This is a genomic window from Streptomyces sp. NPDC001568 (genome assembly GCF_042893755.1).
In the GTDB taxonomy this organism is placed as follows: domain Bacteria; phylum Actinomycetota; class Actinomycetes; order Streptomycetales; family Streptomycetaceae; genus Streptomyces.
The window spans coordinates 176056-193129 of sequence record NZ_JBIAVF010000010.1 but is presented as its reverse complement, the minus strand read 5'-3'; the positions used below and the strand labels follow the sequence as shown (position 1 = coordinate 193129).

General features: G+C 73.2%; 13 protein-coding genes. 3 read left to right on the top strand and 10 right to left on the bottom strand.

Going from position 1 to position 17074, the window contains the following annotated elements:
* The first annotated feature begins 168 nt into the window (after nt 1-168).
* Nucleotides 169-1809, top strand: a complete 1641-nt coding sequence (locus tag ACFY0I_RS20060; protein ID WP_388897335.1) for a penicillin-binding transpeptidase domain-containing protein — start codon at nt 169-171, stop codon at nt 1807-1809.
* A 77-nt stretch (nt 1810-1886) separates the two neighbouring features.
* Here ACFY0I_RS20060 and ACFY0I_RS20055 read toward each other — a convergent pair whose 3' ends face one another.
* The 4 genes from ACFY0I_RS20055 to ACFY0I_RS20040 form a co-directional block, all read right to left on the bottom strand.
* Nucleotides 1887-3074, bottom strand: coding sequence for a serine hydrolase domain-containing protein (locus ACFY0I_RS20055; protein ID WP_388897332.1), 1188 nt, complete (start codon nt 3072-3074; stop codon nt 1887-1889).
* Nucleotides 3075-3195: 121 nt separating this feature from the next.
* Entirely contained in the window at nt 3196-4008 is an 813-nt protein-coding gene (locus ACFY0I_RS20050) for an energy-coupling factor ABC transporter ATP-binding protein (protein WP_388897329.1), read from the bottom strand.
* A gap of 121 nt (nt 4009-4129) precedes the next feature.
* Nucleotides 4130-4891: a cobalt ECF transporter T component CbiQ gene (gene cbiQ / locus ACFY0I_RS20045; protein ID WP_388897326.1), complete on the bottom strand. Its 762-nt coding sequence runs from the start codon at nt 4889-4891 to the stop codon at nt 4130-4132.
* A gap of 1 nt (nt 4892) precedes the next feature.
* Nucleotides 4893-5960, bottom strand: coding sequence for an energy-coupling factor ABC transporter permease (locus tag ACFY0I_RS20040; RefSeq protein WP_388897323.1), 1068 nt, complete (start codon nt 5958-5960; stop codon nt 4893-4895).
* Nucleotides 5961-6137: 177 nt separating this feature from the next.
* Here ACFY0I_RS20040 and ACFY0I_RS20035 point away from each other — a divergent pair, with 177 nt between their 5' ends.
* Complete coding sequence (locus tag ACFY0I_RS20035; RefSeq protein WP_388897321.1) at nt 6138-6536, top strand: SsgA family sporulation/cell division regulator; 399 nt, start codon at nt 6138-6140, stop codon at nt 6534-6536.
* Between the two features lie 117 nt (nt 6537-6653).
* Here the strand turns inward: ACFY0I_RS20035 and ACFY0I_RS20030 are convergent, their stop codons facing one another.
* Both ACFY0I_RS20030 and ACFY0I_RS20025 read right to left on the bottom strand, forming a co-directional pair.
* Nucleotides 6654-8876: an MMPL family transporter gene (locus ACFY0I_RS20030; RefSeq protein WP_388897318.1), complete on the bottom strand. Its 2223-nt coding sequence runs from the start codon at nt 8874-8876 to the stop codon at nt 6654-6656.
* A 126-nt stretch (nt 8877-9002) separates the two neighbouring features.
* On the bottom strand, nt 9003-9602 hold the full coding sequence (locus ACFY0I_RS20025) for a TetR/AcrR family transcriptional regulator (protein WP_388897316.1): 600 nt from the start codon (nt 9600-9602) through the stop codon (nt 9003-9005).
* 191 nt (nt 9603-9793) lie between these two features.
* Between ACFY0I_RS20025 and ACFY0I_RS20020 the strand changes: the two genes are divergently transcribed.
* The gene (locus tag ACFY0I_RS20020; protein ID WP_388897313.1) at nt 9794-13075 is read left to right on the top strand and encodes a S41 family peptidase; all 3282 of its coding nucleotides are present in this window, start codon (nt 9794-9796) and stop codon (nt 13073-13075) included.
* A 73-nt stretch (nt 13076-13148) separates the two neighbouring features.
* On the opposite strand, the gene ACFY0I_RS20015 is transcribed toward ACFY0I_RS20020, so the two are convergent.
* The 4 genes from ACFY0I_RS20015 to ACFY0I_RS20000 form a co-directional block, all read right to left on the bottom strand.
* Nucleotides 13149-13325: a hypothetical protein gene (locus ACFY0I_RS20015; RefSeq protein WP_388897310.1), complete on the bottom strand. Its 177-nt coding sequence runs from the start codon at nt 13323-13325 to the stop codon at nt 13149-13151.
* Between the two features lie 75 nt (nt 13326-13400).
* A complete protein-coding gene (locus ACFY0I_RS20010) occupies nt 13401-14282 on the bottom strand; it encodes an SDR family oxidoreductase (protein ID WP_388897307.1) in 882 nt (293 codons plus the stop codon).
* On the bottom strand, nt 14279-15247 hold the full coding sequence (locus ACFY0I_RS20005; RefSeq protein WP_388897304.1) for an alpha/beta fold hydrolase: 969 nt from the start codon (nt 15245-15247) through the stop codon (nt 14279-14281). The genes ACFY0I_RS20010 and ACFY0I_RS20005 overlap by 4 nt, the downstream gene beginning before the upstream one ends.
* Nucleotides 15244-16893, bottom strand: a complete 1650-nt coding sequence (locus ACFY0I_RS20000; protein ID WP_388897629.1) for a flavin-containing monooxygenase — start codon at nt 16891-16893, stop codon at nt 15244-15246. Before ACFY0I_RS20000 ends, ACFY0I_RS20005 begins: the two co-directional genes overlap by 4 nt.
* Nucleotides 16894-17074 lie beyond the last annotated feature (181 nt).

The following is a 17074-nucleotide window of genomic DNA, read 5'->3' as shown; positions in this document are numbered from 1 at the left end:
GCACGAACGAGGGGCCCGGCACCGCACGGTGCCGGGCCCCTCGCGTCCCCCGGCCCGATGTTCCGGTCGGGTAACAACACGCACCCCGCCCGCTCGCGCAGAGTAAGGTCCGCACCAGGGGTTCTTTGAACATGTTCAGAGAACTGTGGTCACGGGGGAGGACGAAGGATGAACGGGGCAGGAAAGGGCGTCATCATCGGCGGGGTGTTCCTCGCGATGATCGGCGGGGCGGGATACGGCGCCTACACCCTGGTGGCGGACGAGAGCGGGAGCGACAAGGGCTCCGAGGTCGCCGGCAAGGCCGCCCCCGCGCCCAAGGGGAGCGGACCCGTCGCGGAGAAGGACGCCGCCGCCACCGCGAAGGCCTTCCTCGCCGCGTGGGCGGCCGGCGACGACCGCACGGCGGCCGAGCTGACCAACAACGCCCCGGCCGCGCAGACGGCCGTCGCCGGCTACCGGACCAAGGCGTACGTCTCCAGGACGGTGATCACCCCCGGCACCCCGAACGGCACCACCGTGCCCTTCAAGGTCGAGGCGGAGGTCACGTACCAGGGCTCGACCAAGCCCCTCGTCTACGACTCCCAATTGACCGTCGTACGCGGCGTCAGCAGCGGCAAGCCGCTCGTCGACTGGCAGGAATCGGTGGTTCACCCGCAGCTCCAGAAGGGCGAGGCGCTGCGCGCCGGCACCCCGTCGAGCCCGCCGGTCAAGGCCGTCGACCGCAACGGCAAGGAGCTGACGGCCGAGCTGTACCCCTCGCTGCGCACGGTGCTGGACCAGCTCCGCACGTCGTACGGGGAGAAGACGGGCGGCACCCCCGGCGTCGAGCTGTGGATCGAGCCGACCGCCGCGGACGCCCCGAAGCGGACCCTGCTGACCCTGGTGGAGGGCAAGCCCGGGGAGATCCGGACGGTGCTGGACGCCGACGTGCAGGCCGCCGCGGAGAAGGCCGTGACCTCGTACGCCGAGGCGTCGGTCGTCGCGCTCAAGCCGAGCACCGGCGACATCCTGGCCGTCGCCAACCACCGCAAGGACGGTTTCGACGCGGCGCTCCAGGGCCGTCGCGCGCCCGGCTCGACGATGAAGATCGTGACGGCGGCGATGCTGCTGGAGAAGGGCCTGGTGGCGGCGGACAAGCCGGCGGAGTGCGCGCCGACCGTGTCGTGGGAGGGCAAGTCCTTCCGCAACCTCGACGGCTTCAGCCTCCAGGGCAAGCCGTTCTCCACGAGTTTCGCCCGGTCCTGCAACACCGCCTTCATCGGCCTGATCGACCAGGTGGACGACAACGGCGCGCTCCCGCGCGAGGCCAAGGACGTCTTCGGCATCGGCCTGGACTGGAAGGCGGGCGTCGTCACCCAGGACGGGTCCGTCCCGGTGACCTCGGGCGCCGCGGCAGCCGCGGAGTACATCGGCCAGGGCACGATCCAGATGAACCCGTTGAACCTCGCCTCGATCACCGCCACGGCCCGGACCGGGGTGTTCCGTCAGCCGGTGGTCGTCAAGGCGTCCCTGGACGGGCGCACCCTGGCCACGGCCTCGCGGCCGCTCCGGCCCGGCGTCTCGGGGCAGTTGGTCAGCATGATGAAGCAGACGGCCGCCCCCGGCGGCACCGCGGCCGCGGCGATGGCCTCGGTCCGGGGCTCCGACAAGGGCGCGAAGACCGGCTCGGCGGAGGTCGACGGCGCGAGCAGCCCGGACAGCTGGTTCACCGGCTTCAGCGGCGACCTGGCCGCCGCCGCGATGGTCGAGGGCGGTGGCCACGGCGGCGACTCGGCGGGCCGGATCGTCGCCGGGGTCCTCAACTCCTGACGTCCGCCCCCTCGAACCCATGACGCGGACCCGGGTGACGCGGACCCGGGCCCCGGGCCCGTCACCGGCGGTCGCCCCTACAAGCTCGCCCCCACCGCCCGTACGAGGGCCTGCGCGCGCGGGTCGGCGGTGACGGACTTGGCCAGGCCGTTGGTGACGTAGCCGAAGCCGATGCCCGCCTCCGGGTCCGCGAACGCCAGTGATCCGCCGCGTCCGGGGTGGCCGAAGGAGGCCGGGGACAGCAGCGGTGAGGCCGGGCCGTGCAGCATGTAGCCGGGGCCGAAGCGGGTGTTGACGACCAGGACCCGGTCCGCCCCGGCGGAGAGCTCCGTCCCGGCGAGCGCGGTGGTCCCGGGGGCGAAGAGGCGGGCGCCGTCCTGGGTGTCGCCGATCAGCGCCGCGTAGAACCCGGCCAGCGCCCGGGCGGTGCCGATGCCGGCGGAGGCCGGGAGCTCCGCCGCCCGGTAGGCGGGGGCGTTCTCGTCGGGCAGCGGGTCGATCGCGGCGAAGGCGCGCCGGGTGAGGGAGTCCGGGTCGGCCCAGGCCTCGGAAACGTTCCTGCGGGGGCGGACCTTCAGCGCGCCCGCGCGCTCCGGCGCGTCCACGGGGGCCACGCGACCCACCCGGCCCGCCTCGGCGTCCGGCAGGCCGATCCAGAAGTCCAGCCCCAGCGGCCCGGTGACCTGCTCCGCGAGCCAGCTCCCCAAGGAGGCGCCGGTGACGCGCAGCACCAGCTCCGACAGCAGCCAGCTGTAGGTCTGGGCGTGGTAGCCGTGCGCGGTGCCCGGCTCCCACAGGGCGGCCTGCGCGGCGACGGCGCGCGGCCCGGACACCCCGTCGACCGCCTCCGCCGGGGTCAGGCCCCGGTCGAGCGCCGGTACGCCCGCGCGGTGGGCGAGCAGGTCCCGGACCCGTACGTGTTCCTTGCCGCCCGCCTTGAACTCCGGCCAGTACGCCCCGACCGGCGCCTCCAGGTCCAGCAGACCCCGCTGGTGCAGCAGCAGCGGGACGGCCGCCGCGACGCCCTTGGTGGCGGACCTGACCACCTGGGCGGTGCCGGCCCGCCACGCCCCGGGGGCCTCGGCGTCGGTTCCTTCGGCGGGCGCCCCGTCGGCGTCCTGGGAGCCGGCCCACAGGTCGACGACCCGTCGGCCGTCCCGGTACACGGCGACGGCCGCGCCGCGGTCCCCCCGGGCCTCGAAGTTTCGTACGAACGCTTCCCGGACGGCCTCGAAGCCCTCCGCCACCGTCCCCTGGACCTCCACGGCCGACTCCTCGCGCGCTGCTCGCCTGCTCCGACGCCCCCCGTGCGGAGCCGCCCACCAGGATGCAACGCCGCCCGGCCGGTCCTGCTTCCCGCCCGGCCGGCGGGCGCGGGGCCCGGGCTCAGCGGGGTCGGCGGCCCGGGCCGGCGGTGGCGCGGGGGTCGAAGCCGAAGGGGAGCTCCAGGCGGTGCGCGCCCATGAGCTCCTCGTCGCAGAGCAGGTCGCGGGTCGGGCCGTCCGCCGCGATGACGCCCTCGCTGAGGATGACCGCGCGGGGGCACAGCTCCAGCGCGTAGGGCAGGTCGTGGGTGACCATCAGGACGGTGACGTCCAGGGAGCGCAGGATGTCGGCCAGTTCGCGGCGGGAGGCCGGGTCGAGGTTGGAGGAGGGCTCGTCGAGGACGAGGATCTCCGGACGCATGGCCAGCACGGTCGCCACCGCCACCCGGCGGCGCTGGCCGAAGGACAGGTGGTGCGGCGGCCGGTCGGCGAAGGCCGCCATGCCGACCTGCTCCAGGGCCTCGCGGACCCGGGTCTCCAACTCGGCGCCGCGCATCCCGGCGGCGGCCGGGCCGAAGGCGACGTCCTCGCGGACGGTCGGCATGAACAGTTGGTCGTCGGGGTCCTGGAAGACGATCCCGACCCGGCGGCGGATCTCGGCGAGGTGCCGCTTCTCTACCGGCAGGCCGGCCACGGTCACCGTGCCGACGCCGCCGCCGAGGATGCCGTTGAGGTGCAGCACCAGGGTGGTCTTGCCCGCGCCGTTGGGCCCGAGCAGGGCGACCCGCTCGCCGTGCCCGACGGTGAGGTCGACCCCGAAGAGGGCCTGGTGCCCGTCGGGGTAGGCGTACGCGACACCGGACACCTCCAGGGAGGGCACGGCCGCTGGGGAGGACGGGGCGGAGGAAGCGGAAGCAGCGGTCACGGTGTCCATCCCATCAGAGCGGTCGGAGTACCCGTCGCACGGGCCGGGGCCACGGCGCCCACCCCGCAGGAGGGGGTCACGGCGCCCGCCGCACCCGAGGGGGTCACGGCGCCCGCCCCACCCCGCGCGGTCACAGCGTCCACCCCATCAGGCACACGGCGAGGGCCGCCGCCGGGAGCACGGCCGCGTACGCCCACTGGGCGCGGGTGGCCGACACCTCGTCGATCACCGGCATGGAGCCGGTGTAGCCGCGGCTGACCATCGCGAGGTAGACCCGCTCGCCCCGTTCGTAGGAGCGGATGAACAGGGCGCCCGCGGTCTTGGCGAGGACGCCCCAGTGCCGGATGCCGCGGGCCTCGAAACCGCGGGAGCGGCGGGCGATGGACATGCGCCGCAGCTCGCCGGTGATGACGTCGCCGTAGCGGATCATGAACGAGGCGATCTGGACGAGCAGCGGCGGCAGCCTCAGCCGCTGGAGGCCGAGCAGCAGGGACCGCAGTTCGGTGGTGGAGGCGAGGACCACGGAGGCGGCGACGCCGAGGGTGCCCTTGGCCAGGACGTTCCAGGCGCCCCAGAGCCCGGAGACGCTCAGCGACATGCCGAGCACCTCCACGCGCTCGCCCTCCGCCACGAAGGGCATGAGGACGGCGAAGGCCACGAACGGCACCTCGATCAGCAGCCGTCGCAGCAGGAATCCGGCCGGGATCCGGGCCGCCGCCGCGACGGCGGCGACCAGGACGGCGTACGCACCGAAGGCCCACATGGCCTCGCGCGGCGTCGAGACGACGACCACGACGAAGGCGAAGACCGCGGCGATCTTGCAGTGCGGCGGCAGCGCGTGGACGGGCGAGTGCCCGTGCCGGTAGAGCTTGTGCGCGTGCCCGGCCCCCATGTCAGTGGGCCGAGGGGGCGGCCGTGGACGTGGCGGTCAGGTCCTCGGCGCGGCGGCGGCGCACGCTCCAGAAGATCCCGGTGCCGACCAGGACGGTGACGCCGACACCGATGACCCCGGCGAGGCCGCCGGACAGGCGGGCGTCCTCGACGTCCTTGACGCCGTAGTCGGCGAGCGGGGAGTCCGCGGCGGCATGGTCCTCGACCTTGGCGTCGATGCCCTTGTCGGCGGCGACCTTCTCCAGCCCGTCCGGGTTGGCCGAGGCGTAGAAGGAGACGACGCCGGCCAGGACGAGGGCGGTGGCGAGGCCGGTCAGCCACACCCCACGGGTGGAGCGGGCGGAGCGGGCGGCGACGGGCGCGGCGGGCACGGGCGCCGGGGCGTCGACGAGTTCGCCGTCGACGCGCAGCTTCAGCGGGGTGCTCAGGCCGCTCGCGGCGTGGACGAGGTCGGGCCGGACGGCGAGGACGGCGCCGACGGTCGCGGCGGTGATCAGGGCCTCGCCGATGCCGATGAGGACGTGCACGCCGACCATCGCGGTGAACACCTTGGCGATCGGGACGTCGGTGGTCCCGCCGAGGGCGTAGAGGACGGTGAAGGCGGCCGCGGCGGCCGGTACGGAGAGCAGGGCTCCGCTGAAGGCGGCCACGGTGACCGACCGGCGGGTGGCCGGCAGCACCTTGAGCAGGCCGCGGAAGACGGCGTACGCGACGACGACGGTGACGCCGCCCATGACGGTGATGTTGACGCCGAGCGCGGTCAGGCCGCCGTCGGCGAACAGGATGCCCTGCATCAGCAGGACGACGGACACGCACAGCACGCCGGTGTACGGGCCGACGAGTATCGCGGCGAGCGCCCCTCCGAGGAGGTGGCCGCTGGTGCCCGCGGCGACCGGGAAGTTCAGCATCTGCACGGCGAAGATGAAGGCGGCGACGAGGCCCGCGAGGGGAGCCGTGCGTTCGTCGAGTTCGCGGCGGGCGCCGCGGAGGCTGACGGCGACGGCGGCCGCGGCCACCACTCCGGCGGCCACCGAGACGGGTGCGTTGATGAATCCGTCGGGCACATGCATGGAGTGGCTCCGCTTCCTGTTTACCTCACAAAATCTTTAACCGTTCAAGAATAGTGCCCAGTTGCAAACCGTTGGCAAGAGCGGTCGCATCACAAATAGTGGCGCGCGGTTTCGTTGGAATGTGCGAGTCTGGACGGACAAACGGACGCAAATGTTCCGATTTCGAGGAGCCTGTCGATGTCAGCCACCGCGGAGAATCCAGCAGCGACCGCAGACACGACCGCCGTCGAGGAGCGGGTGCGCGCCCGCGTGATCACCGACGACCCCCTCTACCGGACGATCCCGGTCGCCCTGCGCTTCGCCCCCGACGAACCGCTGGCCGTACGGATCGTCTTCCCCGCCGAGCTTTCCCCCGAGGGCACCGACAACGAGTGGGTCTTCCCCCGCGCCCTGCTGGAGGCGGGCCTGACCGCCCCGACGGGCACCGGGGACGTACGCGTCTGGCCGTGCGGCCGGGTGCAGGCGGTGGTCGAGTTCCACTCCCCCGACGGGGTCGCCGTCGTCCAGTTCGACATCGCCGCGCTGCGCCGCTTCCTGCGCCGTACGTACGCCCCCGCCGCCCCCGCCACCCGTTAGGCGCAGCGGCCGGGCACCGAAAAGGGGCCCGGAACACCCCTGGTCACGGTCCCGGAAACGGCCCCGGCCCCGCACCCCCGAAGGGGTGCGGGGCCGGGGCCGTCGCGCGTGCGCCGGTCAGGCGTTGACCAGCTCGCGATCCTTGTCCGGGCCCTCCGAGGGGCCGGAGTCCTCGCCGAGGTGCTTGCGCAGGCTCTCGCCCTCGACGTCCACGTTCGGCAGGATCCGGTCGAGCCACTTCGGCAGCCACCAAGCCTTGTGCCCGAGGAGCGCGAGCACCGCCGGGACGATGGCCATGCGGACCACGAAGGCGTCGAAGAGGACGGCGATGGCCAGGCCGAAGCCGATCATCTTGACCATCTGGTCGCTGGCTCCGAGGAAGCCGGCGAACACCGCGATCATGATGACGGCGGCGGCCACGACCACGCGGGCGCTGTACTGGAAGCCGGTGACGACGGCCTGGCCCGGGCGTTCGCCGTGGACGTATGCCTCCCGCATGCGGGTGACCAGGAAGACCTCGTAGTCCATGGCCAGGCCGAAGACCACGCCCACCATGAAGATCGGCATCATCGACATGATCGGCCCGGTCTGCTCCACCCCGAAGACCGAGGCGAGCCAGCCCCACTGGAACACCGCGACGACCGCGCCGAGGGCGGCGACGACCGACAGCAGGAAGCCGAGGGCGGCCTTGAGCGGAACCAGGATCGAGCGGAAGACGAGCATCAGCAGCAGGAACGCGAGACCGACCACGAGCGCCAGGTAGGGCAGCAGCGCGTCGTTCATCTTCTGCGAGAAGTCGATGTTCATCGCGGTCTGGCCGCTGACGAGGACGTCGTCCCCGCTGCCGTCGCGGATCTCGCGGACCAGTTCCTCGGTGGCGTGCGAGGAGGGCCGGTCCTTGGGGATGACGCTGACGATCGCCGCGTCCTTGGCCTCGTTCTGCATCGGCGGGGCCACCGCGGCCACGCCCGGCAGGCCCTTGATCCGCTCGGCGGTGCTGTCGGCGAGCGCCTTGTCGCCGTCGACGACGACCATCAGGGGACCGTTGAAGCCGGGGCCGAAGCCGTCGGACATCAGGTCGTACGCCTTGCGCTGGGTGGTGGAGACCGGCTGGGCGCCGTCGTCCGGCAGGCCCATCTCCAGCTTGCTCGCCGGGATGGCGATGATGCCGAGGCCGATGACGCCGGCGAGCAGCACCATGACGGGGCGGCGGAGCACGAAGCGGGCCCAGCGGGTGCCGCCGTTGGGCTTCGGCTTGGCGTCCGCGTCGGCGGCGGCGGCGGCGGGGCGCTTGCCCTTGCCGAACAGCTTGCTCTTCTCGCCGGCGGGCAGGACCCTCTTGCCCGCGACGCCGAGGATCGCCGGGACGAGCGTCAGGGCGACGAGCACCGCGATGACCACGGTGCCCGCGGCGGCGACACCCATCTTGGTCAGCATCGGAATGTTGACGACGGCCAGACCCACCAGGGCGATGACCACGGTCAGACCGGCGAAGACGACGGCAGAACCGGCGGTTCCGGTGGCGCGGCCGGCGGCCTCGTCCCGTGCGCGGCCCTCGGCGAGCTCCGCGCGGTAGCGGGAGACGATGAAGAGGGCGTAGTCGATGCCGACCGCGAGGCCGATCATCATCGCGAGGGTGGAGGTGGTGGAGCCGAGGTCCAGCACGTTGGCGAGCGCGGTGATGGAGGAGACGCCGATGCCCACGCCGATCAGCGCGGTCAGCAGCGGCAGGCCGGCCGCGATCAGCGAGCCGAAGGTGATGACGAGGACGATCGCGGCGACCAGGATGCCGATGATCTCGCCGGAGCCCGTCTCGGGCGCCACCATCAGGGCGTCGCCGCCGATCTCGACGCCGAGCCCCTGCGCCTGGGCGTCCTTGCCGGACTCCTTGAGCGCGTCGCGGGTGGCGTCCTTCAGCTCCATCCCGCTGACCTTGTACTTGACGCTGATGTAGGTGGTGGAGCCGTCCTGGCTCACCGCCTGCGTCGCGTACGGGTCGTCGACGGAGGCGACCTCGGCGGCGCCGGGGCCGCTCTTGAGGCCGGAGATGACCTTCTCGACCTCGCTCTTGACGCCCTGGTCGGTGACCTTGGCGCCTTCGGGGGCCTTGATGACGATGCGGGCGGTGGCGCCGTCGGCGGACATGCCCGGGAACTTCTTGTCCAGCAGGTCGAAGGCCCGCTGGGCCTCGGTGCCGGGTATCGAGAACGAGCCGGAGGTGGGCGTGGCGGCCGTCGCGGCGCCGAAGACGGCGACGAACAGCAACGCCACCCAGGCGAGGACGACGAAGCGGCGGCGCCGGAAGGCGCCGCGGCCGAGCCGGTAGAGGAAGGTGGCCACGAGGGTGGTTCTCCCGTTCAGGTCGTGGGATGGATCCGGGACGGATCAGGGCGTGGTGAGCCGGCCCGACGACGAGAGCGGCGTGTCAGGAGCAGCGGGCGGTGCGGAACGCTTGTGGGGAGGGAGTCAGACGCCGAGGGCGGGGAAGACCACGGCATCGATGAATTCACCGAGGAAGGCCCGGTCGACGGACCGGTCCTCGATCAGCGGGAGCGCGATGAACGCTCCGATGAGCATGTGCGGCACGAAATCCAGGGCCGGACAGTCCGGCCGGATCTCGCCCCGGTCCACCGAGCGCCGCAGCATCCGCTGGAGACCGTTGATCTCCGGGTCGACCAGCAGGTCCCGCAGCGCCTTGTGGAGCTCCGGGCTCTCGTGGACCGCATGGGCCAGACCCCGCATCAGCGCGGTGTCCTTGGCCATCTGCGCGTCATCGGAGTGCGCCACCATCAGCGCGAAGTCCCCCCGCAGCGTCCCCGTGTCGATCTCCCCGAGGGAGACCGGCTGGGTACATCGCAGGGCCTTGGCGACCAGCTCCGGCTTGCTCCCCCACTGGCGGTAGAGGGTGGCCTTGCTGGACTTCGTACGGGCCGCGACCGCGTCCATGGTCAACGCGTCGTAGCCGACCTCGCGCAGGAGGTCGAGGACCGCCTCGTGGAGCTCGGCCTGCCGCTCGGGGGTGATCCGGGTGCGCCGCGCCGACGTCTCCGACGCCTCTTCGGTCATCTCCGTGCCCCCTGCCCGAGCGAAACTGTTCCGTACCGTTAAGACGATACCCCCACCCTCAAGGGAACGAAACCGTTCCGTTTCGTTGCGGGGAGTGGCGTCGGTCACCCGGTCGCCGAACGCCCCGAATCCCCCGAAGGGGATCACCTGTACGAGTTGCCGCGGCCCCCCGCCGCGGAAAGCATTGGGGGGTGAGTCACGACGTCGCGTACCTCCGGTTCCCGCACCTGCACGACGACCTGCTGTGCTTCGCCTCCGAGGACGACCTCTGGGTCGCCCCCCTCGTTCCCGAAGGAGCCAGTCCCGGCCGGGCCTGGCGGATCACCGTCGACCGGACCCGGGTCAGTCACCCGCGGTTCTCCCCCGACGGCCGGCACATCGCCTACACCACCTGGCGCAGCCTCGACCCCGAGATCCACCTCGTCCCCGTGGACGGCGGTCCGGCCCGGCAGCTCAGCTACTGGGGCGCCACCGACACGCGCGTCTGCGGCTGGACCCCGCCCGACGAGGACGGCCGCAGCGACATCCTGGCCGTGTCCTCGCACGACCAACCCTTCTCCTACTTCGCCTGGGCCTACAGCCTGCCCACGGACGGCAGCCCCGGCGGCCGCCTCCCCTGGGGGCCCGTGTCCGACCTCCAGGTCCAGGAGGGGCCGGACGGCGAGCGGCGCAGCCTGCTGCTGACCGGCAAGCCGCCGCACGAGCCCGCCGCCTGGAAGCGCTACCGGGGCGGCGCCACCGGCCGGTTGTGGCTGCACGGCAAGCGGCTGCTGGAGGACATCGAAGGGCACCTCGACTCCCCCGTGTTCGTCGACGGACGGATCGCCTTCCTCTCCGACCACGAGGGCATCGGCAACCTCTACTCCTGCCTGCCGGACGGCAGCGACCTGCGCCGGCACACCGACCACGACGAGTTCTACGCCCGCCACGCCTCCAGCGACGGCTCCCGGGTCGTCTACCAGTGCGGCGGCGACATCTGGCTCGTCGACTCCCTCGCCCCGGGCGCCTCCCCCCGCAAGCTCCACGTCCGCCTCGGCGGGCCGCGCGCGGGGCGCCGTACGTACCAGGTGCCGGCCGCCAGCCACGTCGACTCCCTGTCCGTCGACGCCACGGGCCGGGCCAGCGCCGTCGTCGTACGCGGCAGCCTGTACTGGCTGACCCACCGCGACGGGCCCGCCCGCACCATCGCCGACACCCCGGGCGTGCGGGTCCGGCTGCCCGAGATGCTCGGCAGCGGCGGCCAGGTCGCCTACGTCACCGACGCCGAGGGCGAGGACGCGATCGAGATCGCCTACCTCCCCCGCGCGTCCGGCGAACGCGAGCCCCGGCGGCTGGCCTCGGGCGCGCTGGGCCGCGTACTGGAGCTGCTGTCCGATCCCGACGGGGAACGCCTCGCGATCGCCTCCAACGACGGACGGCTGCTGCTCCTCGACGCGACGGAGGAGTCCAACGGCGAGGTCACCGAGCTGGTCCGGTCGATCAACGGACCCGTCACCGACCTGGCCTTCTCCCCCGACGGCTGCTGGCTGACCTGGTCGCACCCCGGCATCGGGCGCTCGCTGCGGCAGATCAAGATGGCGAAGATCGCCGGGCCCGGCGCACACACCGTCGTCGACGTCACCAACGGCCGTTTCGAGGACGAGAACCCGGTCTTCACCCGCGACGGCCGCTACCTCGCCTTCCTGTCCTGGCGCGGCTTCGACCCCGTCTACGACGTGCACACCGGCGACCTCTCCTTCCCCCTGGGCTGCCGCCCGTACCTGGTGCCGCTCTCCTCCGCGACGAACTCCCCCTTCGCGTTCTCCCCCGACGGACGACCGGCGGCCGGCGGACTCGACCCGGCCGAGGGGGACTCCGAGTCCGGCGACGGCGCGGTGACCGTGGAGGTCGAGGGGCTGGAGAGCCGGGTCACCCCGTTCCCGGTGTCCGCGTCGAAGTACTCGGCCCTGTACCCGGTGAGCGGCGGCGGGCTGGTGTGGCTGCGCTGGCCCATCTCCGGCGCGCTCGGCGAGACCTTCGCCAACCCGGCCGACACCAGCGGCAAGCCGACGCTGGAGCACTTCGACATGACCAAGGCCCGCAAGGCCGAACTGGCCTCCGGGCTGGACTGGTTCGCCGTCAGCGGCGACGGCACCCGCCTCGTCGTCAACGACGACGGTGACCTGCGCGCGGTGCCCGCGACGGAACCCGGCGACGGGGACTCCACGGTCTACCTGGACCTGCGGCGCATCCTGCACGAGGTGGACCCGGCGGCCGAGTGGCGCCAGGCCTTCGAGGAGGCGGGCCGGTTGATCCGCGCCTACTTCTGGGACCCGGGCATGTGCGGGATCGACTGGGACGCGGTGCTGCGCCAGTACCGTCCGCTGGTCGAACGGGTCGCCTCCCCGGACGAGTTCGCCGACCTGATGCGCGAGGTCCTCGGCGAACTCGGCACCTCGCACGCCTACGTCTCCCCCGCCCGCCGCAACGAGGGCCCGCCGCACTACCAGCGGGCCATCGGGCTGCTCGGCGCCAACTTCGTACCCCGGGACGGCGCCTGGATGCTCGCCCGGATCCTGCCCGGCGAATCCTCCGATTCCAAGGCCCGCTCCCCCCTCGCCGGCACCGGCATCCGCGAGGGCGCCGTGCTCACGCACGTCGACGGCCGGCCCGTCGACCCGGTGACCGGCCCCTACCCGCTGCTCGCGGCGGCCGGGGGCACCACCGTCGAGCTCACCTTCGAGCCCGCCGAGGGGTCCGGCCGGGCCCGGCGGGTGGCCGTCGTGCCGCTCGTCGACGACCGGCCGCTGCGCTACCAGGACTGGGTGTCCAAGCGCCGGGCCGTGGTCCGCGAGGTCAGCGGCGGTCGTTGCGGCTACCTGCACATCCCCGACATGGGCGGCTCGGGCTGGGCACAGTTCAACCGGGACCTGCGGATGGAGATGTCCCGGCCGGCCCTGATCGTCGACGTGCGCGGCAACGCGGGCGGCCACATCAGCGAGCTGGTCGTGGAGAAGCTGACCCGCTCGATCCTCGGCTGGGACCTGACCCGGGACGCCCAGCCGGTCTCGTACGCCTCCAACGCCCCCCGCGGCCCGATCGTGGCCCTGGCCGACGAGGCGACCTCCTCCGACGGGGACATGATCACCGCCGCATTCAAACTGCTGGGCCTGGGACCGGTGGTTGGCCAGCGCACCTGGGGCGGGGTCGTCGGCATGACCGGCCGGCACACCCTGGGCGACGGGACGGTGATCACGGTGCCGATGAACGCCGCCTGGTTCCCGGAGTACGGCTGGTCGGTGGAGAACCACGGCGTCGAGCCCGACCTCGCGATCCTGCGCACCCCGCTGGACTGGGCGGAGGGCCGGCACGCCCAGCTCGACGACGCCGTCCACCTGGCGCTGGAGCTGCTGGAACAGGACCCGGCGGCCGTGCCGCCCGGCTACACGGACGTACCGGACCGGCGCCGTCCGAAGCTGCCGCCGCGGGAGTAGGCGCGCGGGAACCGGCATGCGCGAGGGGCGCGGCCCGCGTGGTGCGGGCCGCGCCCCTCGGCGTCGGGACGCGCTACTTGTCGAGCGCGTCGTCCAGGGCGTCACGGACCCGGCCGGTCCGTGACCCCACCTCGTGCGCCGGGGCCGGGGCGCGGGTGGCCTCCGCCTCGGCGCCCTGCGCGGCGGCCGTCGCCTCGGCCTGCTCCGCGAGCCGTCTCGCCTTGTCCTGGAACTGGTCCCTCAAACCCATGCTGTGCCCTCCTGGAAAGGGTGGGTGCGTGATGCCGACCAGCCTGGCACGGAGGGACGTTCCTCGCATTACGGTCTAAGCGTGGTGGGTGCGTTCCTTCTCGTCGGCCGCCCCGCCGGCTCCGACGAGTCCCGTGGAGACGCCGGACAGGCGCGGCTCGAACCGCCGCATCTCCCGCTGCCCGACCGTCGCGATGAGCCCCGGCAGGTAGCCGCGCGTGCCCTGCATGCCGCGCAGCCACCACTGCGCGTAGACGTGCGGCGAGCGCCGTTCGATGCCCGCCACGATCCGGTCGACGGCCGGCCCGAGCGGGTACGTGCGGTTCGCGGGCCACGGCAGGCTCCGGCGCAGGTCGCGCATGACCTCGTCCTGGTCGGCCCCGCGCACCATGTCGGTGTCGGTCCAGGAGAGGTAGCCGACGCCGACCTTGACGCCCTTGTGCCCGACCTCGGCGCGCAGGCAGTGCGCGAAGGCCTCGACGCCGGACTTGGACGCGCAGTACGCCGTCATCATCGGGGCCGGGGTGATCGCGGCGAGCGAGGCGATCTGGAGGAAGTAGCCGCGGCTCTCGGTGAGGACGGGCAGGAAGGCGCGGGCGGTGACGGCCCCACCGATGAGGTTGACCTCGATCACGCGGCGCCAGGCCACCGGGTCGGAGTCGACGAACGGCCCGCCGGCGGCGACGCCCGCGTTGGCGACGACGATGTCCACCTTGCCGAAGCGCTCCTTGACCTCCCGCGCGACCCGCGCCATCGCCTCGTGGTCGGTGACGTCGGCGTGCCAGTGGGCGCTGTCGGTGTGGAGGCGTTCGGAGACCTCCTTGAGGGCCTCCGGCTCCAGGCCCACCAGGGCGACCTTGGCACCGCGCGCGGACAGCTTGCGGGCGAGCAGTTCGCCCACCCCGCGGGCGGCTCCGGTGACGACGGCGACCTGTCCTTCCAGACTGCTGCGGCTCACGGCGTCTTCTCCTTCTCGGCCTCTGCGGCCGGGGCGGTTCCCGCGGCCGGGGCGGCCTGTGGTGCGGGGAGGTGGCGGGCGGTGAGTTCGCGCAGGGCGGCCGAGACGGCCTCCGGCGCCTCGACGGGCGTCATGTGGCCCGCTCCGGTGAGTTCGGTCAGGCCCACGCAGTTCGGCAGGGCGGCGGCCAGCGCCCGGGCGTGCCCGATCGGGGTGAGCCGGTCGGCCGTGCCGCCGATCACGGCGGTGGGCACGGTCAGCCGGGCCAGTTCGGCGTCCAGGTCGAGGGCGGCCAGCACCAGCGACCAGGCGTGTCGGACCCCGCTGGGGCAGCCGTGCACGATGCGCGCGCAGGCCTCCACCCGGTCCGGCGCCGATCCGGGGCCCATCGTCGCGTACTTGAGCAGGGCGCGGGCCACGGGCGTGACGGGCCCGAGCGGGGCCCGAGCGCCGAGCACCGCCCGGGTCGCGCGGGTCCGCAGCGGTCCGGCGCGCAGCGGCAGCACGGTCGACTCCGCGACCAGCCCGGAGCTGCCGGTGCTGCACAGCAGGACGGCCGCGGCGTGCTCGGTGAACTCGGGCCGACCGGCGGCGGCCATGACGGTCATGCCGCCCATGGAGTGCCCGGCGACGACGGCCCGCTCGCCGGGGGCGAGGGTGGCCCCCAGCACCGCGACGAGGTCGTCGGCGAGGGAGTCGGTGCCGTAGGCGCGGGCCGCGGGGCTGCGGCCGTGGCCGCGCTGATCGTAGGCGATGACGCGGTGGTCCTTCGACAGGTCCCGCACCTGCGCCGCCCAGAAGGCGGTGGAGCAGGTCCAGCCGTGCGCGAGGACCACGGCCGGGGCGCCCTCGGCCCCGTGCACCTCGGCGTGCAGGCGGGCCCCGTCCGCGGAGGTCACGGCCGCCACCCGGGCCGGCGCGGGAGGCGCCCACCGCCCGGTGGTGACGTACGCCGGCCGGCTCACGCCGCGCCCTCCTCGGCGGTGGCCGCGGTGGGCTCCGGGGCCGGGGCGGGTTCCGCCGGGGCCTTGCCGCTCCGACGCGGCTGGGCCGCGGGGGCGGGGGCGGCGACGGGGGCGGGGGCGGGGGCCGCCTCGGCGACGGGGACGGCGACGGCCGGGACCCGCTCGCGGTCCCGCACCCGGATGACCTCGTACTCGGACAGGTCGACGGTCCGCGTCTCCTTGCGGAACTCGCCGGTCGTGCCCGGCCAGACGGTCGTGTTGCGGCCCTGGGCGTCCAGGTACCAGCTCGTGCAGCCGCCGGTGTTCCACACGGTCCGCTCCATGCGGGCCTGCACGTCCCGGTTCCACTTGTTCACCGCGGAGGGTCGGGCGGCCAGCGCGGTGCGCCCGCCCAACACGCCCAGCTGGCGCATGTAGTCGGCCAGGTAGTTCAGCTGCGACTCGATCATCAGGATCATCGAGCTGTTCCCCAGGCCCGTGTTCGGACCGATGATCGTCATCCAGTTGGGGAAACCGGCCGCGGTCGCACCGCGCAGCGACTGCATGCCGTCCTTCCAGGTGTCCGCGAGGGTCCGCCCCTCCGCCCCCACGACCCGGTCGGCGATCGGCATGTCCGTGACGTGGAAGCCGGTGCCGAAGATGATCGCGTCGACCTCGGTCTCGGTGCCGTCGGCCGCCACCAGGACCGAACCGCGGATCTCCGTCAGCCCGGAGGCCACCAGGTCCACGTCGGGCCGGGCCAGCGCCGGGTAGTACTCGCTGGACAGCAGGATCCGCTTGCAGCCGATCCGGTACGAGGGCGTCAGCTTGGCCCGCAGCTCCGGGTCCTTGATCGAGCGCGCCATGTTGGCCTTCGCCAGCGACTCGACCAGTCCGAGTTGGTTCGGCCGCTTGGTGAAGGCGCTGACCTGGAGTTCGCGGATCCCCCACAGCAGCCCGCGGCGCGCGGCGCGGGTGAAGGGCAGCTGACGGTGCAGCCACCGCTCGCCCGAGCTGATGGCCCGGTCGGTGCGCGGCATGACCCACGGCGGGGTCCGCTGGAAGAGCGTGAGGCGCTCCACCTCGGGGGCGATGGCCGGGACGATCTGGATCGCGGAGGCCCCGGTCCCGATCATGGCGACGCGCTTGCCGCGCAGGTCGTAGTCGTGGTCCCAGCGGGCGGAGTGGAAGACCTTGCCGGGGAACTCGGCGAGCCCGGGGATCTCCGGCAGCTTCGGTTCCGAGAGCGGCCCGGTCGCGGAGACGACCACGTCGGCGGTGAACGCACCGGCGGAGGTCTCGATCTCCCAGCGCAGTTCCTCGGTGTCCCAGCGCATCATCTCGACCTCGTGGTTCAGTCGGATGTGGCGGCGCAGCCCGAACACGTCGGCGACGTGCTCCAGGTACTCCCGGATGGCGGGCTGTCCCGAGAAGGTCCGCGGCCAGTCGGGGTTGGGCGCGAAGGAGAAGGAGTACAGGTGCGAGGGGACGTCGCACGCGCACCCCGGATAGCTGTTGTCGCGCCAGGTGCCGCCGACGGAGTCGGCCCGCTCCAGGACGACGAAGTCCGTGATCCCCTCGCGCCGCAGCCGTACGGCCGCTCCCAGCCCGCCGAATCCGGATCCGATCACCGCCACTCGTACGTGCTCGCGTCCGTGTTCTGCCATGCCGCCCATGCCCGCCGCCTTCCGCTTCCGCAGTCCCAGCCACCACACCGCAACACTGCCAGCAATCACTGGCACAATCGGGAGGGTAGAGCAGCCCCGTACCCATGGGTAGGGGTCACGCCCGGAAAGTTACTGCGGGTACGGCCTAGGCTGCGCGTGTGGCGCACGAAGAATCAGCAGT